This window comes from Streptococcus sp. 27098_8_103 (genome assembly GCF_041432345.1).
GTDB classification, from domain to species: domain Bacteria; phylum Bacillota; class Bacilli; order Lactobacillales; family Streptococcaceae; genus Streptococcus; species Streptococcus mitis_BV.
Map to the genome: position 1 here is coordinate 1 of NZ_JAPVZK010000032.1, position 21980 is coordinate 21980.

At 42.6% G+C, this 21980-nt stretch carries 24 protein-coding genes; 1 reads left to right on the forward strand and 23 read right to left on the reverse strand.

Going from position 1 to position 21980, the window contains the following annotated elements; translation table 11 throughout:
* Positions 1-61: 61 nt before the first annotated feature.
* From O3599_RS08530 to budA, 7 genes are all read right to left on the reverse strand, one after another.
* Complete coding sequence (locus O3599_RS08530; protein WP_061590278.1) at positions 62-1132, reverse strand: ABC transporter substrate-binding protein; 1071 nt, start codon at positions 1130-1132, stop codon at positions 62-64.
* Complete coding sequence (locus O3599_RS08535; RefSeq protein ID WP_000712740.1) at positions 1129-1902, reverse strand: ABC transporter permease; 774 nt, start codon at positions 1900-1902, stop codon at positions 1129-1131. The genes O3599_RS08530 and O3599_RS08535 overlap by 4 nt, the downstream gene beginning before the upstream one ends.
* The gene (locus tag O3599_RS08540; RefSeq protein WP_004258194.1) at positions 1899-2705 is read right to left on the reverse strand and encodes an ABC transporter permease; all 807 of its coding nucleotides are present in this window, start codon (positions 2703-2705) and stop codon (positions 1899-1901) included. The genes O3599_RS08535 and O3599_RS08540 overlap by 4 nt, the downstream gene beginning before the upstream one ends.
* Positions 2686-3843: an ABC transporter ATP-binding protein gene (locus O3599_RS08545; RefSeq protein WP_000742900.1), complete on the reverse strand. Its 1158-nt coding sequence runs from the start codon at positions 3841-3843 to the stop codon at positions 2686-2688. The genes O3599_RS08540 and O3599_RS08545 overlap by 20 nt, the downstream gene beginning before the upstream one ends.
* A 159-nt stretch (positions 3844-4002) precedes the next feature.
* On the reverse strand, positions 4003-4908 hold the full coding sequence (murB, locus tag O3599_RS08550) for a UDP-N-acetylmuramate dehydrogenase (RefSeq protein ID WP_000111599.1): 906 nt from the start codon (positions 4906-4908) through the stop codon (positions 4003-4005).
* A 113-nt stretch (positions 4909-5021) separates the two neighbouring features.
* Positions 5022-5774: a YhfC family intramembrane metalloprotease gene (locus O3599_RS08555; protein WP_084928655.1), complete on the reverse strand. Its 753-nt coding sequence runs from the start codon at positions 5772-5774 to the stop codon at positions 5022-5024.
* A 9-nt stretch (positions 5775-5783) separates the two neighbouring features.
* Positions 5784-6515, reverse strand: a complete 732-nt coding sequence (gene budA / locus O3599_RS08560) for an acetolactate decarboxylase (protein WP_000360295.1) — start codon at positions 6513-6515, stop codon at positions 5784-5786.
* Between the two features lie 141 nt (positions 6516-6656).
* On the opposite strand from budA, the gene O3599_RS08565 reads away from it, so the two are divergent.
* Positions 6657-7928, forward strand: coding sequence for a PLP-dependent aminotransferase family protein (locus O3599_RS08565; RefSeq protein WP_023946320.1), 1272 nt, complete (start codon positions 6657-6659; stop codon positions 7926-7928).
* 20 nt (positions 7929-7948) lie between these two features.
* Here O3599_RS08565 and O3599_RS08570 read toward each other — a convergent pair whose 3' ends face one another.
* The 16 genes from O3599_RS08570 to O3599_RS08645 all read right to left on the reverse strand — a co-directional run.
* On the reverse strand, positions 7949-8764 hold the full coding sequence (locus tag O3599_RS08570; RefSeq protein ID WP_023946318.1) for an ABC transporter substrate-binding protein: 816 nt from the start codon (positions 8762-8764) through the stop codon (positions 7949-7951).
* 157 nt (positions 8765-8921) lie between these two features.
* A complete protein-coding gene (phoU, locus tag O3599_RS08575) occupies positions 8922-9575 on the reverse strand; it encodes a phosphate signaling complex protein PhoU (RefSeq protein ID WP_000946458.1) in 654 nt (217 codons plus the stop codon).
* Between the two features lie 11 nt (positions 9576-9586).
* A complete protein-coding gene (gene pstB, locus O3599_RS08580) occupies positions 9587-10345 on the reverse strand; it encodes a phosphate ABC transporter ATP-binding protein PstB (RefSeq protein ID WP_000133484.1) in 759 nt (252 codons plus the stop codon).
* A 12-nt stretch (positions 10346-10357) separates the two neighbouring features.
* Positions 10358-11161: a phosphate ABC transporter ATP-binding protein PstB gene (gene pstB / locus O3599_RS08585; RefSeq protein WP_049502182.1), complete on the reverse strand. Its 804-nt coding sequence runs from the start codon at positions 11159-11161 to the stop codon at positions 10358-10360.
* A 10-nt stretch (positions 11162-11171) separates the two neighbouring features.
* Entirely contained in the window at positions 11172-12056 is an 885-nt protein-coding gene (gene pstA, locus O3599_RS08590) for a phosphate ABC transporter permease PstA (protein WP_000543046.1), read from the reverse strand.
* Complete coding sequence (pstC, locus tag O3599_RS08595) at positions 12046-12963, reverse strand: phosphate ABC transporter permease subunit PstC (protein WP_001070903.1); 918 nt, start codon at positions 12961-12963, stop codon at positions 12046-12048. Before pstC ends, pstA begins: the two co-directional genes overlap by 11 nt.
* On the reverse strand, positions 12963-13841 hold the full coding sequence (locus O3599_RS08600; RefSeq protein ID WP_024057491.1) for a phosphate ABC transporter substrate-binding protein PstS family protein: 879 nt from the start codon (positions 13839-13841) through the stop codon (positions 12963-12965). Before O3599_RS08600 ends, pstC begins: the two co-directional genes overlap by 1 nt.
* A gap of 220 nt (positions 13842-14061) precedes the next feature.
* Positions 14062-15366, reverse strand: coding sequence for an RsmF rRNA methyltransferase first C-terminal domain-containing protein (locus tag O3599_RS08605; RefSeq protein ID WP_371512579.1), 1305 nt, complete (start codon positions 15364-15366; stop codon positions 14062-14064).
* The gene (locus tag O3599_RS08610) at positions 15367-16140 is read right to left on the reverse strand and encodes an inositol monophosphatase family protein (protein WP_371512581.1); all 774 of its coding nucleotides are present in this window, start codon (positions 16138-16140) and stop codon (positions 15367-15369) included.
* A complete protein-coding gene (locus O3599_RS08615) occupies positions 16130-16408 on the reverse strand; it encodes a UPF0223 family protein (RefSeq protein WP_001041977.1) in 279 nt (92 codons plus the stop codon). The genes O3599_RS08610 and O3599_RS08615 overlap by 11 nt, the downstream gene beginning before the upstream one ends.
* Entirely contained in the window at positions 16408-16809 is a 402-nt protein-coding gene (locus O3599_RS08620; protein WP_000631254.1) for a Spx/MgsR family RNA polymerase-binding regulatory protein, read from the reverse strand. Before O3599_RS08620 ends, O3599_RS08615 begins: the two co-directional genes overlap by 1 nt.
* 211 nt (positions 16810-17020) lie before the next feature.
* Positions 17021-17638 (reverse strand): TIGR01906 family membrane protein, encoded by a 618-nt coding sequence (locus tag O3599_RS08625; RefSeq protein WP_371512583.1) that lies wholly within the window; start codon positions 17636-17638, stop codon positions 17021-17023.
* A complete protein-coding gene (locus tag O3599_RS08630; protein WP_371512584.1) occupies positions 17628-18401 on the reverse strand; it encodes a TIGR01457 family HAD-type hydrolase in 774 nt (257 codons plus the stop codon). Before O3599_RS08630 ends, O3599_RS08625 begins: the two co-directional genes overlap by 11 nt.
* Positions 18402-18411: 10 nt before the next feature.
* Positions 18412-19149, reverse strand: coding sequence for an acyl-ACP thioesterase domain-containing protein (locus O3599_RS08635; RefSeq protein WP_371512586.1), 738 nt, complete (start codon positions 19147-19149; stop codon positions 18412-18414).
* 4 nt (positions 19150-19153) lie between these two features.
* Complete coding sequence (gene hemW / locus O3599_RS08640) at positions 19154-20284, reverse strand: radical SAM family heme chaperone HemW (protein WP_371512588.1); 1131 nt, start codon at positions 20282-20284, stop codon at positions 19154-19156.
* Positions 20285-20459: 175 nt separating this feature from the next.
* Positions 20460-21980, reverse strand: a 1521-nt coding sequence (locus O3599_RS08645; protein ID WP_371512589.1) for an LPXTG cell wall anchor domain-containing protein, incomplete at its 5' end; no start/stop codon positions are given.

Consider the following 21980-nt stretch of genomic DNA (forward strand, 5'->3'; position numbering starts at 1 on the left):
AAAAAATGACTTCTATAAAAAACGAACCAGCTTGACTGATTCGTTTCGTGACTGCTAACTACTACTTCCGATACATTTTAAACTGTAGGAAGAGGTCGCTATATTTTCCTGTCCATTTATGGTCAAATTTCTCATAAACTTCTAAGTGTTTCATGGTTTCAGCATCTGGATAGAAGGCCTTATCTTCTTTTTTCTCCTCTGGGAGTAATTCCTTAGCTGGTAGGTTTGGAGTTGAATAACCGACATACTCCGCATTTTTAAGAGCATTTTCGGGTTTCAACATAAAGTTGATAAAGGCATAGGCGGCATCTTGGTTTTTAACTGTTTTGGGAATGACCATATTGTCAAACCAAAGGTTGCTGGCCTCAGTTGGTACCACATAGCGTAGATTTTCATTTTTTTCTAGCATTTGGCTGGCTTCACCAGAGAAGGTCACGCCGATAGCAGCGTTATTCTGAATCATGTAGCCCTTCATCTCGTCCGCCACAATAGCCTTGATATTTGGAGTCAGTTTGTAGAGTTTGTCTACTGTCTCTTCTAACTGCTGGGTATCCTTGGAGTTGAGGCTGTAGCCGAGCGAATTGAGTCCTAGTCCCAATACCTCACGCGCCCCATCAAAAAGCATGATAGAGTTTTTATACTCTGGCTTCCAGAGATCATCCCAATGCTCAGGTGCTTCCTCTACCATGGTTTCATTGTAGACAATTCCTAAGGTTCCCCAGAAGTAAGGGATAGAGAATTTATTGCCTGGGTCAAAGGACTGGTTGAGGAACTCTGGCCCGATATTTTCAAGACCTTCAAGTTTTGAATAGTCAAGAGGTACCAAGAGGTCTTCGTCCTTCATCTTATTAATCATGTATTCACTAGGAATGGCAATATCGTAGGTCGTTCCACCCTGCTTAATCTTGGTGTACATGGCTTCGTTGGAATCAAAGGTCTCGTACTGTACTTGGATTCCTGTTTCTTCTGTGAATTTCTCCAAGAGTTCTGGATCGATATAGTCACCCCAGTTATAGATAACCAGTTTTTGACTATCTCGGCTATTGATTTTACTGTCTAGATGCGTCGCAATTCCCCATAAGACGAGGATAATCGCTACAATTCCTGCTAAAAATGAATAGAGTTTTTTCATGCTTGCTCCTCCTTCTCACGTGAGATAAAGTAATATCCAACAACTAGGATAATACTAAAGAGAAAGACAAGGGCAGACAGGGCATTGATTTCTAAGGAAATCCCCTTGCGAGCACGAGAGTAAATCTCGACTGATAGGGTTGAAAAGCCATTTCCCGTTACAAAGAAGGTCACGGCAAAGTCATCTAGCGAATAGGTAAAGGCCATGAAATAACCTGCAATGATAGACGGAGTCAGGTAAGGAAGCATGATTTCCTTGAACATCTGAAATTGACTGGCACCAAGGTCATAGGCCGCATGAATCATGTCTCCGTTCATTTCCTTGAGACGTGGCAAGACCATCAAGACCACGATAGGAATCGAGAAAGCCACGTGACTAGATAGAACGGTCAAAAAGCCAAGTGAAAACTTGAGTTGAGTAAAAAGAATCAAGAAGCTGGCACCAATCATAACGTCAGGCGCAACCATGAGGATATTATTGAGTGATAGAAAGGCTTCTTGGTATTTCTTACGAGACTGGTAAATGTAAATAGCTCCAAAAGTCCCGATAATGGTCGCTATCAAGGCTGAAAGGAAGGCCAAGAAAAAGGTCTGGGTCACAATTAACATAAGGCGACCATCGCCAAACATGGTTTTAAAATGGCTCAAGCTAAAGCCTGTAAAGCTGTTCATGTCGTTGCCTGCATTAAAGGCGTAGCCAATCAAGTAAAAAATCGGCAGGTAGAGGACAAGAAAGACCAGTCCCAGATAAAGGTTGGCAAATTTTTTCATCGTTCTCTCCTTTCCTTGGTCACCCACATGGTGATGAACATGGTCAGAATGAGAATCACACCGATGGTAGAACCCATACCGTAGTTGTCATTTGTCAGGAAGTTCTGCTCAATAGCCGTTCCCAGCGTAATAACACGGTTCCCACCAATCAAACGGGTCAGCATGAAGAGACTCAAGCTTGGAATAAAGACCGACTGAACTCCACTTCGCACACCATTCATCGATAGAGGGAAGATGACATGACGGAAAGTCTCCCACTTGGTCGCACCGAGGTCATAGCTGGCATTGATGAGGTTGTTATCCATATCATCCAAGACATTGAAAATCGGCAAAATCATAAAGGGAAGCTCGATGTAGCTTGCGACAAAGATAAAGGAGAAATCGGTAAAGAGCAACTGCTGCGAACCAATTCCGATAAATTCCAAAAATTGGTTAATAGAGCCATTTTGACCAAAAATCCCGATAAAGGCATAGGCCTTGAGGAGCAGGTTAATCCATGTCGGCAGAATGATTAACATGAGCCAGAGTTGACGGTGCTTGAGACGGGTCAAAAAGAGGGCTGTTGGATAGCTGATAAGGAGGGTCACAAAGGTCACAATTCCTGCATAAAGCACGGAGTTAAAGCTCATTTTGAGGTAGGTCAAGTTTTGTGAAGCAAAGTAAGATTTATAATTTTCTATACTGAACTGGCCTTCGATGTTGAAAAAGGATTGTCCGAAAATCAAGACCAAGGGTGCCAGGACAAAGAGGGCAATCCAAAGCATGTAGGGCACTACAAAGAGTTTAGAGCTTGTTTTCTTCATCTCTTTCCTCCTCGATTGCATTGATCAGACCTGCTTCTTGCTCTTCAATTTCTACGTATTCTTCGATACGAGCATCGAACTCTTCTTCAGTTTCGTTGAGACGCATGATATGGATGTCTTCTGGTTCAAAGTCCAGACCGATTTCCTCACCCACGATGGCCTTACGGGTTGAGTGGATCATCCATTCATTCCCAAGTTCGTCATAGGCGATAATTTCATAGTGCACCCCACGGAAAAGCTGGGTATCGACCTTAACTTGGAGCTTGCCTTCTTCAGGAAGGGTAATCCGCAAGTCCTCTGGACGAATCACGACCTCGACAGGTTCATTCGGCTTCATCCCACCATCGACCGCTTCAAAGCGTTTGCCGTTAAACTCAACCAAGTAGTCCTCAATCATGGTTCCTGGCAAGATATTTGACTCACCGATAAAGGTGGCAACAAAGTGGTTAATTGGCTCATCGTAGATGTCCACTGGCGTTCCAGACTGGACAATCTCGCCATCATTCATGACAAAAATCCAGTCACTCATAGCCAAAGCTTCTTCCTGATCGTGAGTAACAAAAACAAAGGTGATTCCCAATCGTTGTTGCAGTTCACGCAGCTCATACTGCATATCTGTTCTTAATTTCAAGTCCAACGCTGACAAAGGCTCGTCCAACAAAACCACACGGGGTTGGTTGATGATGGCACGGGCAATAGCCACACGCTGACGTTGTCCTCCAGAGAGTTTACGGATGGAACGTTTTTCGTAACCTTCCAACTGAACCATCTTGAGAACTTCCGCTACGCGCTGCTCGATTTCTTTCTTGTCAATTTTACGCAAGCGAAGTGGAAAAGCAACATTTTCAAACACATTCATATGTGGAAACAAGGCATAGGATTGGAAGACCGTATGCACATCTCGCTTGTTGGTTGGGATGTCATTGATACGGACACCATCCAGCAAAATATCTCCTGTCGTCGCATCCAGTAAACCTGCAATGATGTTAAGGATAGTTGATTTCCCTGAACCAGACGCGCCTAGAAGAGTATAGAACTTCCCTTCTTCCAACTCAAAGTTGATATCTTTGAGAACCTTGGTGTTGCTGTCTTCAAAAACTTTAGAGACGTTTTTGAATTCAATAATTGGTTTTTTCAATTGTCATTTATTCCTTCTTTTTCATAGATTAACAGATCAGGGCTCTGTCAGGCCGCTACTACCTCGCGTAGGAGATTGAACTGCCTACATTCTTCTGCACTGACGATAGGCTTTCACCCCCTTTCCATGACATAGCAGCAGCTTTTCAACTACAGCTTCCTACTTGCTTTCACCCAAGATACGAACTTCTCTCTCAAGAGTAACGCCAGAGTGTTCCTTGACTTTTTCGATAACAGACTCAATCAAGTCCTCGTAGTCTTTAGCCGTTCCATCAGCGACATTGATCATAAAACCTGCGTGTTTTTCTGAGACTTCTACTCCACCAATACGATAGCCTTTCAAGCCAGCTTCAGAAATTAACTGACCTGCAAAATGCCCTACTGGACGCTTAAAGACCGAACCACAAGATGGATATTCTAAAGGTTGCTTGAGTTCACGTAGATGCGTCAAGCGATCCATTTCTTGCTTGATAACCGGATGGCTTCCTGGGGCTAGGGCAAATTTAGCTGATAAGACAACTGCACCAGACTCCTGAATGGCTGAATGGCGGTAACCAAAAGCCAAGTCCTTGACAGATAGGGTCTCGATTTCTCCATCCTTGGTCAAAATTTTACAAGACTGTAAGATGTGGGCAATCTCACCACCATAGGCACCCGCATTCATAAAGACAGCACCACCGACACTTCCAGGAATACCACAAGCAAACTCAAAACCAGTCAAACTATGACGGAGGGCAATGCGAGTTGTTTCAATCAAGTTAGCACCAGCCTCAGCTTCGATGGTATAGCCATCAACGGAAACATGATTGAGCTTGTCACACAAGATAACAAATCCACGAATCCCACCATCACGAACAATGATGTTGCTAGCATTTCCCAGCACCATCCAAGGGATATTTTCTTGATTGGCAAATTTGACAACGCGCGCCAACTCAAAACGATTTCGTGGAAAGACCAAATAATCGGCCTCTCCACCTACTTTTGTATAACTATAGCTATGCAAGGGTTCTTTGAAACGGATATCAATCCCTTCTAAGATTTCAAGCATGTTTTCTTTTACTGACATGACACTCTTCCTTTTACAAAATTCATTCCATTATACCATTTTTAAGACCATTTGACGACCCTAAAAAAATCTTGGGCTTATTTTAAACAAAAAAAGAGGTTTCCCCCTTTTTCTTATGATTTTTTGCAAAAGATAGCCTTGGTTCCATAGGCAACTAGGATCAGTTCAACTAGTAGAATGACTTCAACTAAGACTGGACTTGTAAGCCAGCCAACTTGGGCTAGAGATGGTGCCAGGTCAAAGAAGGCATGTAGGCCATAGGCTGCTAGGAGATAAATCCATTTCTTCTGGCGAACAGCTTGGTAAACCCAAACAGTCAAAAGCAATTGGAAACCTAGAGCCAGAATCCGTTCAAAACCAAGCAAATAAATCTGCCAGACAGAAAGTGACTGAATGGTTTTTAACATATTTTCAGACAGCAATTGCATGACCTGTGGATTCTGAGTTTGAACTGCTGAGAGAACGATGTAGAGATTAATCAAACTAGTAAGACCTAGGAAAATCAACTCCAAGCCACCATGCCCCAATCCATAAGCCAAGGCATCTGCCTTTTCCAAACTTCTCTTTTTCTCCAACCATTTGAAGAAAATAAGACGAGCAGTTTCCTCAAAAAATGCTGCCATGGCTAGGCCATAGATGATATAGACAAGCGGATGGTCTCGCAAGAGGGCAATACTACCGTCTTTTTGAGGATGCAAAACCAAGATATGCACCAGTTTTTCTAAAATCTGTGAAGAGACAAAGAAGGCAACAGCCCCCAAGCCCAAGACAGCTAGATTAATCTGGTGTTTCTTTTTGGCATACCAAATGCTTCCTATCAAGAAAGCCAGCAACAACACCATGGTAATGATAATATGAATGGTCATTTTCTTCTCCTATTCAGCCTTTTCAATATCTTTTTTCATCTCGTCAACATTGAACTTAGCAAACAAGTATTGACGGTCTTGGACTGGGAAACGTTGGTCCAACTGGTCAACAGCTCCCACCTCAATAATGCCTTCCTTGATGACAAAGTCCATGACATGACCACCGAAGGTCAAATCATCTGAAATGAAGTGCAGATGGTAGCCTGCCACACTAACCCCATGGAAAATCTCTGGCGTCCAGAAACCAACGATGGTCCCCGCCACATTATCACGACTATATTCCGGTTGATGGGTTGCGACATCAGCAAACTTGGTATCTGGTGTCGACTTGGGAATCATGCGCACATGCATATGTGAAAATTCCCCCCGAATCTTGATAGAGCGGAAAAGATTTTCTCCGTCATAATAAGACTCAATTCGCTCTTCTAATTCCTTGTCTGTCATCTCAAACCGTTGTCGAAAAATAACCTCTGCCTGATGCGGTACCACTGCAGCATAAGGAATGAGGGCATCTGGTGACACCTCTACAATTTCTGGCTGGTCTCCTGATCCTTTGGCCTGATAAGCCTTGCCATCTAAGACAATCAATTCCCCATCAATAGAATCCAAGGTTCCCAAACCAAGATCACCATGCTCTAGCAATTCTCCCACTGTCATGGTACCACCATAAAGGCCAGCCATCAAGGCTCCAAGGGTATTGTATTGAAATAATTTCACTGGTTCCTGCACGTTCTTATCCATTCACTTTCTTGTCTGTTATTCTATAAATGTTACTCCTAAGTATACCACATTTGCCCCTAGATGTGAACGAGAGAAATACTCTAGACATTGCCAAGAAAGAAAAAAAAGGGTACAATGTAACAAAATCAAGGGAGGTCTGGAATGAAGAAACAAAGCAAGTACCAAGAGGTCGTTTCCTATCTAAAAAATGGTATCGAGTCTGGACGATTTCCGACGGGAAGCCGCCTGCCTTCTATCCGTCAACTGAGCCTTGACTTCAACTGTAGCAAGGATACTGTCCAACGAGCCCTGCTGGAATTACGGCACGAACAATATCTCTATGCCAAGCCCCAGAGTGGCTACTATGTCCTAGAACAAGGGCAACACCAGGACCTAGAAATCGAGGTTACCGACGAACATGCCAGCGCCTATGACGATTTCCGACTCTGTGTCAATGAAACCTTGATTGGCCGAGAAAACTACCTCTTCAACTACTATGAAAATCAAGAAGGTTTAGAAGACCTAAGACAATCCATTCATAAACTCCTCTTTGACCAAGCTCTCTACTGCAAGGCGGACCAACTGGTACTGACTTCTGGAACCCAACAAGCCTTGTTTATCCTTTCTCAAATTTCCTTTCCTAGCCAAGCCAAGGAAATCTTGGTGGAACAGCCGACCTACCATCGGATGAATCGCCTCTTGATTGCTCAAGGTCTGGACTATCAAACGATTGAACGAGGCATTGATGGAATTGACTTGGAGGAACTGGAAGGCCACTTCAAAACAGGACAAATTAAGTTTTTCTATACCATTCCTCGTTTTCACTATCCTCTGGGACATTCCTATTCAGAGCAGGACAAACGGGCTATTCTTGACTTAGCTGCCAAGTATGGTGTCTATATCGTAGAGGACGACTATCTGGGGGATTTGGACTCTAAAAAGGGCCAGACCTTCCACTATCTAGATACAGAGGAGCGCGTCATTTATATCAAGTCCTTCTCAACCAGCCTCTTTCCAGCCCTGCGGATAACAGCACTCATCCTTCCAAATGCTATCAAGGAAGCCTTTGTGGCCTACAAAAATATCCTAGATTACGATAGCAACCTCATCATGCAAAAGGCCCTGTCACTCTATATTGACAGTCAATTATTTGAGAAAAATCGGCTAACTCGCTTATCCAATCAGGAAGCTTACCAAAAACAAATCGAGGAAAGACTAGCTAAAACACCTTGTCCCCTTCCTCATTTTCCCCTACACGATGGTGTATTGCTAGACCTGAGACAGTATCCTAAAATCGCCAGTCTCAAACACAGCCAACTGAAATTGGACTTCTTTGAAGAGGCATACTTGGATGCCTGCCCTTATCAATTTGCTAAGGTGTCCTTAGAAAATCTGGAAAATGTTTTAAACTATTTAAAAGCAGAATTGGAATAACTTCCAACTCTGCTTTTTTCTTATTGTTCAACTTCTGTTAGGCTTGCCGCCTTTTCAAGATATTTTTGGTAGGTACCGTCATCCTTAAGTTTTTGGATAACCTTGTCCACCACTTCTTTCAAATCAGCACTATTTTTTCTAAGGGCAACTGCATTAGCTTCGCCGTCCTTCATCTTCAAGCTGACAGTTGCGACAGCTAGGTCCGCGTTTTTAGCAGCATAACTAAGGGCAACAGGCTCATCCATATGAACAGCATCTACTTTTCCAGCCTGCAATTCATTGACTGCTTCTCCCATATTGGTTAGGGAAGTCAGCTGTGCTTTTGGCAATTGTTCCTTGACCATAGATTCTGGAACAGTCCCTTTTTGGGCTGCAATATTAGCACTTTCAAGGCTAGTTAAATCCTTGTATTTTTCTACATCAGACTTACGAACTAAGAAACTAATCTTGTTTTCATAGTAAGGAATTGAAAAATCAAATACTTCTTTTCTCTCATCAGTAGCGCTAATTCCTGCAACCGCTAGGTCAGCCTTACCAGTTTGAAGACTGGTCAATACATTGTCAAAACTCATGCTTGAAATTTCCAACTTCACCCCAAGTTCATCAGCGATAGCTTGGGCCATATCAATATCAGCACCGACTACCTGGTTTTTTCCGTCAACTAAGGATTGGAATTCAAAAGGTGCATAGTCAGGACTAGTCGCCACAACTAATTTCCCCTTTTGCTTAATGGCCTCAACAGCTGACTGAGAGCCGTTAGAGCCCGACTGGCAAGCCACTAAGAAGAAGCTTGCAAGAAAACTACATAAAACAAATATCCATTTTTTTGATTTCATAAATAAACAACCTCTCTGTTAATTTTGTATAATTATAACGCTATCCAAGATACTTGTCAAGTGTTTTTTGAATTTTTATCTTAAAAATATTTTTTTCATTCAATAAAAGGAGCTTTCGGTTGATTTCAAGCTCCTTTTTATACACAATGAACCTATTTTATAGTTCGACAATCTTACCTGTTTCAAAGTAAACAACCCATTCACAGATATTTTTGGCATAGTCTCCAATACGTTCCAAGAAGGCAATCACTTGGAAATAATCACGACCTGTAACAATGGCATCAGGATTTTTCTTGATTTCTTCTGTAGCCAAGTCACGAATGCTATCAAAGTAATGGTTGATTTTTTCATCCATAGCTGCTACCTCATAGGCCTGATCCACTGAACCATTCAGATAGAGTTCCAGGGCGGCTTCAACGAAGTTTTTGACATCGCGCCCCATTCTCTTGATTTCTTCTTCAACAGCTGGGATACGTTGTTCCCCCTTCATACGAATGGCCGCTTTTGCGATGGAAACAGCATGGTCACCCATACGTTCCAAGTCAGATACTGCTTTTAAGACTGTTAAAACGGTACGCAAGTCTTGAGAAACTGGTTGTTGAAGGGCAATCATTTCAAATGATTTCTTCTCCAATTTCACTTCGTATTCGTTTACTTCTGCATCGTCTTCGATGACTTCCTTGGCCAAATCACGGTCATGCGTAACAAAGGCACGCACTGTACGATTGATTTGGGATAGCACTTCCTGTCCCATGGCATAGAACTGGTTGTGCAATTTCTCCAAATCTTCTTCAAATTGAGAACGTAACATCATTTATCTCCTTATCCAAATTTTCCTGAAATATAGTCTTCTGTTTCCTTGTGTTGTGGGTTGAGGAACATCTTCTTAGTATCGTTAAACTCAATCAAATCTCCATCTAGGAAAAATCCTGTCTTGTCAGAAATACGAGAGGCTTGTTGCATAGAACGCGTAACCAAGAGCATAGTGTATTTATCTTTTAAGCCATACAAGGTTTCTTCAATCTTACCAGCTGAGATAGGGTCCAAGGCTGAAGTCGGTTCATCCAAGAGAATGATTTTAGGACTAGTTGCCAAAACACGAGCAACGCAAACACGTTGCTGTTGACCACCTGAAAGTCCGATAGCTGAATCATGCAGGCGATCCTTGACCTCATCCCAGATAGAAGCCCGTTGCAAGGCTTTTTCTACCGCCTCGTCCAGAACCTGTTTGTCCTTAACTCCATTGATACGAAGCCCGTAAACAACATTTTCGTAGATAGACATAGGGAAGGGGTTGGGCTGTTGGAAAACCATACCGATTTCTTTACGCAATTCAACTGTATCTGTACGAGGACTGTAGATGTTGTGGCCATTATAAACCACCGAACCGGTTGTGGTTACCTCTGGATTGAGATCCCCCATGCGGTTGATAGCCTTGAGGAGGGTTGACTTCCCTGATCCAGATGGACCGATCAAGGCTGTAATTTCCTTAGGTTGGAAAGATAGGGAAACACTATTCAAGGCCTTCTTTTGATTGTAGTAAACGGACAGGTCTGACACCTGTAAAATCGCTTCTGTCATACTGTTTCCTTTCTATCCAAAGTGTCCTGTTACGTAGTCATTGGTTGACTGTAGTTTAGCATTTTGGAAAATATTAGAGGTCTTATCGTACTCGATCAAGTCACCCAAGTAGAAAAATCCTGTGTAGTCACTAGCACGCGCAGCCTGCTGCATACTGTGAGTCACGATGATGATGGTAAAGTCCTTCTTCAATTCCAACATAGTTTCTTCCAGCTGGGCTGTCGCAATGGGATCCAAGGCTGACGCTGGTTCATCCATCAAAAGGATATCTGGTTTGACAGAGATGGCACGAGCGATACAGAGACGTTGCTGCTGACCACCTGACAGGGTCAAGGCTGACTTTTGCAAATCGTCTTTGACCTGATCCCAAAGGGCAGCTTGACGAAGAGAGGTTTCCACAATTTCATCCAAGACTTGCTTGTCCTTAACCCCTGCACGTTCATGGGCAAAAGTGATATTGCGATAGATAGACTTGGCAAAAGGATTTGGTCGTTGGAAGACCATTCCGATGTGTTTACGCATCTCGTAAACGTTGATTTCTGGACGGTTGACATCAATCCCTTGGTAGAGAATTTGACCTGTTACCTTAGCAATATCAATGGTATCATTCATACGGTTGAGACTGCGGAGGTAGGTTGATTTCCCAGATCCAGATGGGCCAATTAAGGCTGTAATTTTATTTTTTTCAAATTGCATATCGATGCCCTTGATGGATTCTTTTTTACCGTAGTAAACATGTAAATCCTTAGTAGAGAGGGCCACTTTCTCTTCAGGAAAGGTGATGATATGCTTTTCATCCCAATTATATTTTGACATGGCTTCTCCTTTAGGCAGCAGTTAATTTCTTATGTAGGTAGCTTCCGAGTTTACGGGCTCCAAAGTTAAAGATGAGGATAAAGATGAGGAGCACGGCCGCAGAACCTGCTGATACGATGGTTCCATCTGGAATGGTTCCTTCGCTATTGACTTTCCAGATGTGGACAGCCAAGGTTTCTGCTTGACGGAAGATAGAGATTGGGCTGGTCACACTGAGAATATTCCAGTTAGACCAGTCAAGGGCTGGAGCGGATTGTCCTGCTGTGTAAATCAAAGCAGCAGCCTCACCAAAGATACGACCAGAAGCCAAGACAACCCCCGTTACAATCCCTGGAAGGGCTTCTGGAATGACCACATGGACTACAGTCTCCCAACGAGAAATCCCAAGAGCTAGGCCAGCTTCACGTTGCGTGTGGTGAACGTGTTTCAAACTGTCTTCAACATTACGAGTCATCTGAGGCAGGTTAAAGACTGTCAAGGCCAAGGCACCTGAAATGATTGAAAATCCATACTCAAACTGAACTACAAAGATCAAGTAACCAAATAGACCCACAACCACTGATGGCAATGAAGACAAGATTTCAATACAGGTTCTGACAAAGTTGGTCACAGGACCTTTTTTGGCGTATTCAGCTAGGAAAATCCCAGCTCCCATAGACAAAGGCACAGAGATAATCAAGGTAATAACCAGAAGGAAGAAGGAGTTATATAGCTGAATTCCAATCCCTCCACCTGCTTGGTAAGAAGATGATTTGCCAGTCAAGAAAGACCAAGAGATGTGGGGCAAACCACGAACCAAGATATAAAGAATCAAGGATGCCAAGATGGCAACGATAATTCCTGCAATTGAGTAGAGGACAGCTGTTGCAATTTTATCTAATTTCTTAGCGTGCATAGTTTTTCTTTCCTCTTTCTTTCGTAATCAATTTAATCACACTGTTGAAGGCCAAACTCATCAAGAGCAAGACTAAGGCCAGTGACCAGAGAACGTTATTATCAACTGTTCCCATAACGGTATTTCCAATACCCATAGTCAAAACAGAGGTCAAGGTCGCGGCAGGTGTTGTCAATGAAGTTGGAACAACGGCTGAGTTTCCGACCACCATCTGAATGGCCAAGGCCTCACCAAAGGCACGTGCCATCCCAAAGACCACTGCTGTGAAAATCCCTGAACGCGCCGCCTTCAAGGTCACGCGCCAGATGGTTTGCCAACGAGTAGCTCCCATAGCCAAACTAGCTTCGCGGTAGTGACGAGGCACCGCACGCAAACTATCGGTTGTCATAAAGGTTACCGTCGGTAAAATCATGACAAAGAGAACGAAAATCCCTGACAAGATCCCAAAACCAGTTCCACCAAAAACACTGCGGACAAAGGGAACCACGACCTGCAAACCGATAAATCCATACACAACTGAAGGAATCCCAACTAGCAATTCAATGGCTGGTTGCAAGATTCTAGCACCTTTTGGTGAGACCTCGGTCATAAAGACTGCCGCACCAATGGCAAAAGGAGTTGCGATAAGGGCTGATAAGATTGTGACAATAAAGGAACCCAAAATCATGGGAAGGGCACCAAATTGTTTACCTGAAGGATTCCAAGTTTGTCCAAAGAGGAAATCAAAGATGTTGACCCCATTGACAAAGAAGGTCGACAAACCTTTCTGAGCTACGAAAATCAAAATCATAGCCACGATGATAACAATCAAAGACAGACAGGCAAAGGTCAAGCCTTTCCCTAGTTTCTCTAGACGAGAGTTCTTTGAGGGAGAAAGTAATTTTTTAGCTAATTCTTCTTGATTCATTAGTGACTCCCTTCTAGTACTGTTACCGTTCCGACAGCATCTTTTTCAACTTTCATTTCCTTGACAGAAATATAGCCCATTCCCTTAACGATTCCGCTTTGCGCTTCATCTGAGAGGACAAAGTTAAGAAATTCTGCCACCAATTCATTAGGCTGACCTAGTGTATACATGTGTTCATAAGACCACAAGGGCCAGTTATTGGTGGTAACATTTTCTGCAATCGGCTCATAGCCGTTCAATTTCATGCGTTTAACCGAGTCATCCACATAGGCAAAAGCTAGGTAAGAAATGGCTCCTGGTGTCTGGGAAACAATGTTTTTGACCATCCCATTTGAATCCTGTTCTTGACTCTGCACGGCAGATTGACCATCCATGATAACACTATCAAAAGTTGCACGTGAACCAGAACTTGCCGCGCGGTTGATAATGGAAATGGCTAGGTCTTTCCCACCGACTTCTTTCCAGTTGGTCACTTGACCTGTGAAGATGCTACGGAGTTGTTCAGTTGTCAGATTTTCAACATCAACTTCCTTATTTACAATGACTGCCAAGCCAGCTACGGCTACCTTATGGTCCACTAGAGCGGATGCGTTGATACCGTCTTTTTCCTCGGCAAATACGTCTGAATTTCCTACATCAACAGCTCCAGACTGAACCTGAGACAGACCTGTACCAGATCCTCCACCTTGGACGTTGACTGTTTTTCCAACGTGCAGAGAGCCAAATTCATCTGCTGCTGCTTCGACCAAGGGCTGAAGAGCCGTTGAACCAACAGCTGTCATGGATTCTCCACGATCAATCCAGCTAGCACATCCCGCCAAAGAACCTGCCAGCAAAAGAGCTGCAAGGGATAGAGCGAGTTTTTTCCTTTTTTTCACTGTTTTTCTCCTTGAAAATAATGGTGAATGCTGTGAATTTTTTCAACTATTTATTTATGTTTTTCTTTTGAAAATTGGGAGCCAACTGAAGTTCTTTGCTTAGTTTTACTAGAAATTTGCTCAGTTACCTTTCCCACCAAATTTGACTTAAAATGAAAGACAATTTGAAAAAAATCCATACTTCCACTATAACATAGACAAGCTACTTTGACTAGCATTTTCACTTGAATCTGAGGCCTTTTGGAAAATAATTTTTCAAAATATTTCCAGTCACCTTAGCAAAGCCCAAACCATTTCCTTTAACTAAAACTTGGTACCAACCATTTGTCAGATTTTCCGCCAGCTGAACGGTTTCTCCAGCGACATACTTTACAAACGCCTCTTGGTCAATTTCAACCGACTGCTTGACCTGACTCGGTTTCAAGGCTAGACCAAGAGCAAAACTAGGCTCAAAGCGTTTCTTCTTAAAGGTCCCTAAATGCAGGCCATTCCTAGCAATCTTGAGTTTCCCTAAATCTGGCAAAAGTTCTGGCAAGAGATAAAGCTGGTCTCCAAAAGTCTGCAAGATACCCGGTAGATTAACCTTCAGGTGGTTTTGGGTAAATTCCTGCCACAAGACAACTTGTTCTCGGCTGAGATTGCTCTTACTTGCCTTAAATTTAGGAGCTGGATTGTCACCCTTAAACTGTAGATGAGCTACAAACTGCCCCTCTCCCTTAAAATGATGTGGGTACATACGAGCCGTTTCTGGCAGGTCAATACCAGCTACCATTCCATTGATATGATCAACTGGTAACAAGTCAAAATCATACTCTTCCAGCAACCAATTGACGATCTCTTCGTTTTCCTCGGGTGCCCAGGTACAGGTCGAATAAACCAGACGACCACCTTCAGCTAGCATGGTTACCGCATCCGCTAGAATTTCTCTTTGCAAGCTAGCACATTGACTAGGATAATCAAGACTCCAATAGTCCATAGCATCTGGTTGCTTACGGAACATCCCTTCACCAGAGCAAGGGGCATCAAGGACAATGAGGTCAAAATAGCCCTTAAAAACCTTGGCCAAACGGTCAGCAGATTCATTGGTCACCACAACATTTGTCGCTCCAAAGCGCTCCATGTTTTCTACTAAAATCTTAGCCCGTTTGCTTGAAATTTCATTGGAAACAAGGAGACCCTCCCCTGCTAGATAGGCTGCTAATTGAGTTGATTTACCACCCGGTGCAGCTGCCAAATCCAAGACCTTCATACCAGGGCTGGGCTGGGCTACCTGAGCAACCATCTGAGCAGCGGGTTCTTGCGAATAAACCAACCCTGTAGCATGCTCAGGCGATTTCCCTGAAACCTTCCCATAGTGGCCCCAAGGAGTTTGAGGAATGGCATCAGGAAAGGAAACTGTCGCTTCTTTTAAAGGATTGATCCGAAAAGCCGAAACCGCTTCCTCCTCAAAAGAGGCAAGAAAATCTCTTGCCTCATCTCCTAATATCTCTTCATATTTTTCAACAAATCCTTCTGGAAATTGCATCTAAGTTCTTTTCCTTTCGTAAATATAGGACTGAATTTCCTCCTGCATCTCAAGAGGTAACATCATGACCGGTTGTCTGGTTTGAAAATCAAGCGGTTGACCAGATAGGGTCACAACCCGATAGTCCAGACTTTCCCCTAAAATACTTGCAGCGGCATAATCCCATGGTTGCAGATAGGTGACATAGGTCAACAAACGCCCTGACAAAATCTTGGCAAAACTAATGGCCGCACTCCCATAGACACGTACACCGAGGACCGCTCGACCCAAATCAGCCAGACCCCATTCATTGGTTTCCAGCATACCACTATTCCCTGCAATAAGGAAATCTCCAAGTGGTTTTGCTTTAAAGGGAGCTAGGGGCCTATCATTTAGACAAACTGGAAATTCCCCACCACCGTGGTAACAATCCCCTTTGACCACATCATAAATCAGACCAAACTGTCCCTGACCATTTTCAAAATAAGCCATCATGACAGCAAAATCTTCCTGCTGGGCCACAAAATTATTGGTCCCATCGATGGGATCAATGACCCAAACCTTACCCTCTTTAACCGAGGCTCGCAGACACCCTTCTTCAGCACAAATCTTATCCTCAGGATAACGAGACAAAATCTCACTAACCAAGAGTTCCTGAACTTCCTTGTCCAGTCTGGTCACCAAATCTGTTGGAGAGGACTTGGTTTCAACACACAAGTCTTCCTGCATATGGTCAAGAATGTACTGACCCGCCTTATTGACAAGCTCTTTAGCAAATTCAAATTTACTTTCCAAGAGAAATCTTCCCTTCCCCTTTTTCCTTGGCAGTCTGAACTGCTCGATAAAGCGAATAGCCACTAACTGTTTCAAATTCTCGTCCCAAACGTTTTTCTTCGCTCTTGCTTGGCACGACCGCTTTGAATCCCTTATAGGAGTCCAGTAACTTTTTAGCCTCTACCTTGCCTTCATAGGCAGCTTCAACATCATTAAAAAAAGAAAGCACTGAAGCAAGTTCTTCAGTGCTCCACGACAAATCTAGTGGGTAACTATACTGTTTGTTCATTAACTAATACCAGCTCTCATTCTTGCTTCTTTTAGTTCTTGCTTACGGTAACTACGAGGGAGAAAAGCACGAATCTCATCTTCATTAAAACCGATCTGCATACGTTTGGCATCGATAATAATTGGACGACGCAAAAGACTTGGATACTGCTCAATCAAATGAAGCAATTCTGATACCGAAATACTTTCTACATCAATATCTAATTTTTGAAAAATTTTTGAACGAGTTGAAATGATGTCATCAGTACCATTTTCGGTCAAGGAAAGGATGTGTTGCAATTCTTTTCTTGTTAAAGGACTGGTCATAATATTGTGTTCCTCAAAGGGAACCTTATGTTTTTCTAACCAGGCCTTTGCCTTACGACATGAAGTACAGCTCGGTGATAGAAATAGTGTAATCATGCTTTTCTCTTCTTATCTATACTTTGCTACTTCTATTATACAAAAAAATAAAGCGCTTGACTAGAGATTTTTAGAAAAAAAGCCTATTTTTTCAAGAAAAATAGACTGTTTGCGAACGATTAACTCTTTTTAGATTTGATTAATTCATTCTTGACAATAGTTTCGAATCACATACCTAATTGATTTATGCAAAATAAGAATATCTTTCGTTTCACTTCCTACGGCTTTTCAGGTATAGAAAACCAAAAAAGCTTTCATAGAGGGCAAAAAAGAGGAGGAAGGCATGGAGGAAAAAGGTCTCTGGTAAAATCAGAATAACAGGATCCTTGGCTGGGTCAAAAAGCCAGGTATCATCTCCCACAAAGAGAATTTGATGGAAAAGGGTAAAGAATTGGTCAAAACCAATCAAAACTCCCCAAAGACCAATCAGCACAGGCAAAACTACTAGAGTCAAAAAAACCTTACTGAATAAAGATAAAAAGCCCTTTTTCACAATCCCTTTGACAAAAAAATAGAAACTTGGCAGTGTCACTAGAGCTACTAGCTGAACAAAGTGGAAGAGGTCCTTGACCACCGCAAAGTGGTGCAGACCAGCTGCTGACGAACGAAAATCTGGCATCTCTAAGACCTGACTAAAAGGATTGGTCAGGTAATTCATCAAGATATGAAAGTTGTACTGAATAGTTTCTGGTTTTAAGTAAACTCGATCCATTAAGTTCAACCACTGAATTTCCAGCGGATAAACAATCCAAGCCAAATAAATGGTCAAAAGGATAGAAAGAGAAAGGAGAAAGAGTATAGAGCTCCAAAAGATCAGTTTAGTTTTCATCAAAGTTCCACTCCGCTAGGCTAGAAACCACATGTGTCGGTGCGATTGTCAGGCTTGCTACTTCTGCTGCCTTGGTAAAACCTGTTGTCACCAAGAGCGTTGGAATGCCATTGTCAATCCCAGCCCGAATATCAGTCAGATAATTGTCCCCAACCATGATCAACTCTTCACGTTGCAAACCTAAGTGCTCAACTGCCTTGTCCATAATGATGGCATTTGGCTTCCCAATATAAACAGGCTTCACTCGTGTTGCTACTTCAAGCAGGGTAATCAGTGAACCAGCACCAGGCAAAAGACCTCGTTCTGTCGGAATGTTGAGGTCAGGGTTGGTTCCGATAAAGTGGGCGCCCTTTTGAATCGCAAGAGTTGCTGTCGCAAATTTTTCATAGTCAACTTGCCAGTCCAGACCTACTACCACATAGGCAGGATTTTCCTTGTCTTCCACATAACCAGCCGCCTTGATGGCTTCCTTGAGACCTGCTTCTCCGATGACATAGACAGTCTTTTCCAGTCTCAAGTCGTTCATATAGTCGATAGTTGCCAAAGTCGCTGTGTAGACAGTCGATAGAGGAGTATCGATATTAAAATTCTGAGCCAGCATCTCCTGAACACTCTCTGGAGTGCGGGTTGTATTGTTGGTTACAAAGAGATAGGGAATGTCCCGCTTTTGCAATTCATGAACAAAAGCTTCTCCTGCTGGAATTCGATCTTTCCCCTTGTATATGGTTCCGTCTAAATCAATTAAATAGCCTTTATATTTCATCTATTTCTCCCTAATCCTTTTTTATTTCTTGCCAAGTGATGATAGCTTGGGCATTGGTAGCCCCGTCGCTTGTGATCTCATGCTTGCTTTCCAGTCCAGTCCGTTCAACAGCCGATGTGATCACCCCACCTGGTCGAACTTCCTTGACATACTTGAGGTTGATTTTCTTGGGAATATATTGGGTCAAAAAGTCCGCTCCCATGACCTCAAAAATCCAGTCCAAGTATTTACTGTTATTGACATGACCATTCATATCCAAGTCGTAAAAACGAACATGGTAATCCTTGCTGATTGGCTCTTCTAGATTTGCATATTTTGGTCCACGAATAAGCTTTTTATCAAAATCAGACTGGTAAGGAGCCACAATATCAGGTTCGACAGCATGGACTTTTCGACTATCTCGATCCATGAGAACAAAGGTCGCCAACATGCGAATGATTTCTTGACCTGCTTCATCATAGATAGTGAAACGGCGATAGCAAAAGAGTCGATTGTAGCTCAAAGCTTCCGTTTCAATAGTAATTTCTTCCGCAAAACGAGGCAAACGTGCCACCTCAATATCATAGTCTGTGATAATCCAGACCAGATTATAGTCTTCCAAAATGGCCTTATCACTAACTCCCAGCTCAATCGACTGCATCCCTGAAACTTGCAGAGACAGCAAAATCACATCTGGAAGCTTGATATGACCATTCATATCAGCCATATCAAAAGGAATTTTCATTTTCATTTGATAAGTTAAGCCCATGATCCTACTCCAAAATAAATCGTTCTGCTACAGTGTCTCCCAAAAAGAGACCTCTTTTTGTCATACGAACTCGGTCATTCTCTATTTGCATGAGACCTTGTTGAACCAAGTCTCTGACAATTTCTCCATAAAGAGCCTCGAAAGACCGACCAAATTTTTCCTCAAATCGCGCCATGGAAACCCCTGATTTCTTGCGGAGTCCCAGGAACATTTCTTCTTCCATTTGCTCCTTTTGACTCAGGTGCTCTTCTGTGATGCGCGCATTGCCTTCCTCAACTGCACTGAGATAATGACGAATGGGACCATGATTTTTATAGCGCACTCCATCTACATAACCAGATGCCCCAGCACCGATGCCATAGTATTCAGCATTGTCCCAGTACATGAGATTGTGACGACTTTCAAAACCGGGTTTGGAGAAATTGGAAATTTCATAATGCTCAAAACCAGCTCGCTCCAGCTCTGCAATGATGTACTCAAACATCTCAGCTTCCAGTTCTTCCTTAGGCAGAGGTAATTTCCCTCGTCTCATACGGTTCATAAAGACCGTATGATTTTCCAAAATCAAACTATACAAACTCATATGGGGAATATCCAGCCCAATGGCCTTAGCCACATTGTCCTTAACTTGCTCCATAGTCTGACCAGGCAGTGCATAAATCAAGTCAATAGAGATATTGTCAAAACCAGCCAGTTTCAGGCGGTCGATATTTTCATAAATATCTTTCTCCAAATGACTGCGCCCAATCTTTTTCAGCATCTTGTCGTCAAAGGTCTGCACGCCAAGCGAAACACGATTGACAGCCGAGTTTTTCAAAACTGCAATCTTATCCGCATCCAAGTCGCCCGGATTGGCTTCAATGGTCAACTCTTCCAAGGCAGACAAGTCCAAGTTTTTAGTCAAGCCCTTTAATAGAAGCTCCAGCTGCGAAGCTGACAAAGCTGTAGGGGTTCCACCACCGATGTAAAGGGTTCGCAACTTTTGAATATCATAAGATTGAAACTCTTCTAACAGATGCTCTAAATAGCTATCTACCGGCTGATTCTTGATAAAAACTTTTGAAAAGTCACAATAATAACAAATCTGGGTACAAAATGGGATGTGCACATAGGCTGACGTTGGTTTTTTCTGCATAGTAATTATTATACCACAAAAGCGAACAATACTTAGAATTCCGTTTAACAAAATTCTAGCATTGTCCGCTTTCTTTATCTAAACATTCTTTGTATTTTATGACTAACACGATTCCCAGAATTAATCTAGTTTATCTTTACAATACAAAAGAATGAATGTTCATTTGACTAAATTTTTAGTCTTCTTTTTTCTTGCGAGCTACAAGTCCAAATCCACTCAATAGTCCAAGAAGTCCTAGAGAGGCAAGAGTCGCATTTGATTCTGTTCCTGTATTTGGCAATACATTTTGAGAATCATTTGACTTAGCTCCATTATCAACAGTAGTCTTAGCATCTACCTGATCTGCATTCGGAGCAACTGGATTTGTATCTGTTGATGGTGTGACTTTACCTGGTGTTGTTACATCAGGAACTTCAACTGTTGGTTGACCTGGTTCAGTAATCTTAGCTGTACCTGGAACTTTACCTTCTGGTAATTCACTGTTTGGTACTTTACCTTTACCGTCTTCACCGATTGTAACGATAATTGAGTTTCCATCTTTACCTGGGATTTCTACCTTAGTTCCTGGTGGGTATGTTGAGCCATCTGGTTTCTTAGGTGTTACTGTAACGTCACCTGTCTTAGGATCTTGTTCCAACTCTACTGTTGGTGTCTTACGTGCTGGTGTTGTTACATCCACTGGTTGTGATGGTTTCTTGTTCGGTTCTGTTACTCTTCCTGTACCTGGGACATTTCCTTTTGGAAGTGTGTCATTTGGTACTTCACCTGAACCGTTATCACCAATTGTTACTGTGATTGTTGTTCCATTTTCACCTGGGATTTCTACCTTAGTTCCTGGTGGGTATGTTGAACCATCTGGTTTCTTAGGTGTTACAATCGCATTTCCACTTGGTTGTTGAGTAATTTCAATCTTACCTGGTTTTTCAGTTACTGGTGTTTCTGGTGTAAATTTAGCTGGAGTTGTTACATTTGGAACTTCCACTGCTGGTTTTCCTGGTTCTGTAATCTTACCTGTACCTGGAACTTTACCTTCTGGTAATTCACTGTTTGGTACTGTACCTTTACCATCTTCACCGATTGTTACTGTGATTGGGTTACCATCTTTACCTGGGATTTCTACCTTAGTTCCTGGTGGATATGTTGAGCCATCTGGTTTCTTCGGTGTTACTGTAACATCACCTGTCTTAGGATCTTGTTCAACTTCTAATGTTGGTGTCTTGCGTGCTGGTGTTGTTACATTCGGAACTTCTTCAGTTGGTTTACCTGGTTCTGTAATCTTACCTGTTCCTGGTACTTTACCTTCTGGTAATTCACTGTTTGGTACTTTACCTTTTCCGTCTTCACCGATTGTAACGATAATTGAGTTTCCATCTTTACCTGGGATTTCTACCTTAGTTCCTGGTGGATATGTTCCTCCTCCTGGTCTCTTCGGTGTTACTGTTACGTCACCTGTCTTAGGATCTTGTTCAACTTCTAATGTTGGGGTCTTACGAGCTGGTGTTGTTACATCTACTGGTTTCGATGGGTTCTTGTTAGGTTCTGTTACTGTTCCTGTACCTGGGATATCTTTCTTAGGAAGATTGTCATTTGGTACTTCACCTGATCCATTGTCGCCAATCGTAACGGTGATTGTAATTGGGTTACCATCTTTATCTTCACCTGGGATTTCTACCTTAGTTCCTGGTGGATATGTTGT

Excerpts from the sequence above, each read along its gene's own strand:
- O3599_RS08530 (WP_061590278.1), bottom strand. The coding sequence starts at position 1,132 with ATGAAAAAACTCTATTCATTTTTAGCAGGAATTGTAGCGATTATCCTC.
- O3599_RS08535 (WP_000712740.1), bottom strand. The coding sequence starts at position 1,902 with ATGAAAAAATTTGCCAACCTTTATCTGGGACTGGTCTTTCTTGTCCTC.
- O3599_RS08540 (WP_004258194.1), bottom strand. The coding sequence starts at position 2,705 with ATGAAGAAAACAAGCTCTAAACTCTTTGTAGTGCCCTACATGCTTTGG.
- murB (WP_000111599.1), bottom strand. The coding sequence starts at position 4,908 with ATGTCAGTAAAAGAAAACATGCTTGAAATCTTAGAAGGGATTGATATC.
- O3599_RS08555 (WP_084928655.1), bottom strand. The coding sequence starts at position 5,774 with ATGACCATTCATATTATCATTACCATGGTGTTGTTGCTGGCTTTCTTG.
- budA (WP_000360295.1), bottom strand. The coding sequence starts at position 6,515 with ATGGATAAGAACGTGCAGGAACCAGTGAAATTATTTCAATACAATACC.
- O3599_RS08565 (WP_023946320.1), top strand. The coding sequence starts at position 6,657 with ATGAAGAAACAAAGCAAGTACCAAGAGGTCGTTTCCTATCTAAAAAAT.
- O3599_RS08570 (WP_023946318.1), bottom strand. The coding sequence starts at position 8,764 with ATGAAATCAAAAAAATGGATATTTGTTTTATGTAGTTTTCTTGCAAGC.
- phoU (WP_000946458.1), bottom strand. The coding sequence starts at position 9,575 with ATGTTACGTTCTCAATTTGAAGAAGATTTGGAGAAATTGCACAACCAG.
- pstB (WP_000133484.1), bottom strand. The coding sequence starts at position 10,345 with ATGACAGAAGCGATTTTACAGGTGTCAGACCTGTCCGTTTACTACAAT.
- pstB (WP_049502182.1), bottom strand. The coding sequence starts at position 11,161 with ATGTCAAAATATAATTGGGATGAAAAGCATATCATCACCTTTCCTGAA.
- pstA (WP_000543046.1), bottom strand. The coding sequence starts at position 12,056 with ATGCACGCTAAGAAATTAGATAAAATTGCAACAGCTGTCCTCTACTCA.
- pstC (WP_001070903.1), bottom strand. The coding sequence starts at position 12,963 with ATGAATCAAGAAGAATTAGCTAAAAAATTACTTTCTCCCTCAAAGAAC.
- O3599_RS08605 (WP_371512579.1), bottom strand. The coding sequence starts at position 15,366 with ATGCAATTTCCAGAAGGATTTGTTGAAAAATATGAAGAGATATTAGGA.
- O3599_RS08615 (WP_001041977.1), bottom strand. The coding sequence starts at position 16,408 with ATGAACAAACAGTATAGTTACCCACTAGATTTGTCGTGGAGCACTGAA.
- O3599_RS08620 (WP_000631254.1), bottom strand. The coding sequence starts at position 16,809 with ATGATTACACTATTTCTATCACCGAGCTGTACTTCATGTCGTAAGGCA.
- O3599_RS08625 (WP_371512583.1), bottom strand. The coding sequence starts at position 17,638 with ATGAAAACTAAACTGATCTTTTGGAGCTCTATACTCTTTCTCCTTTCT.
- O3599_RS08630 (WP_371512584.1), bottom strand. The coding sequence starts at position 18,401 with ATGAAATATAAAGGCTATTTAATTGATTTAGACGGAACCATATACAAG.
- O3599_RS08635 (WP_371512586.1), bottom strand. The coding sequence starts at position 19,149 with ATGGGCTTAACTTATCAAATGAAAATGAAAATTCCTTTTGATATGGCT.
- hemW (WP_371512588.1), bottom strand. The coding sequence starts at position 20,284 with ATGCAGAAAAAACCAACGTCAGCCTATGTGCACATCCCATTTTGTACC.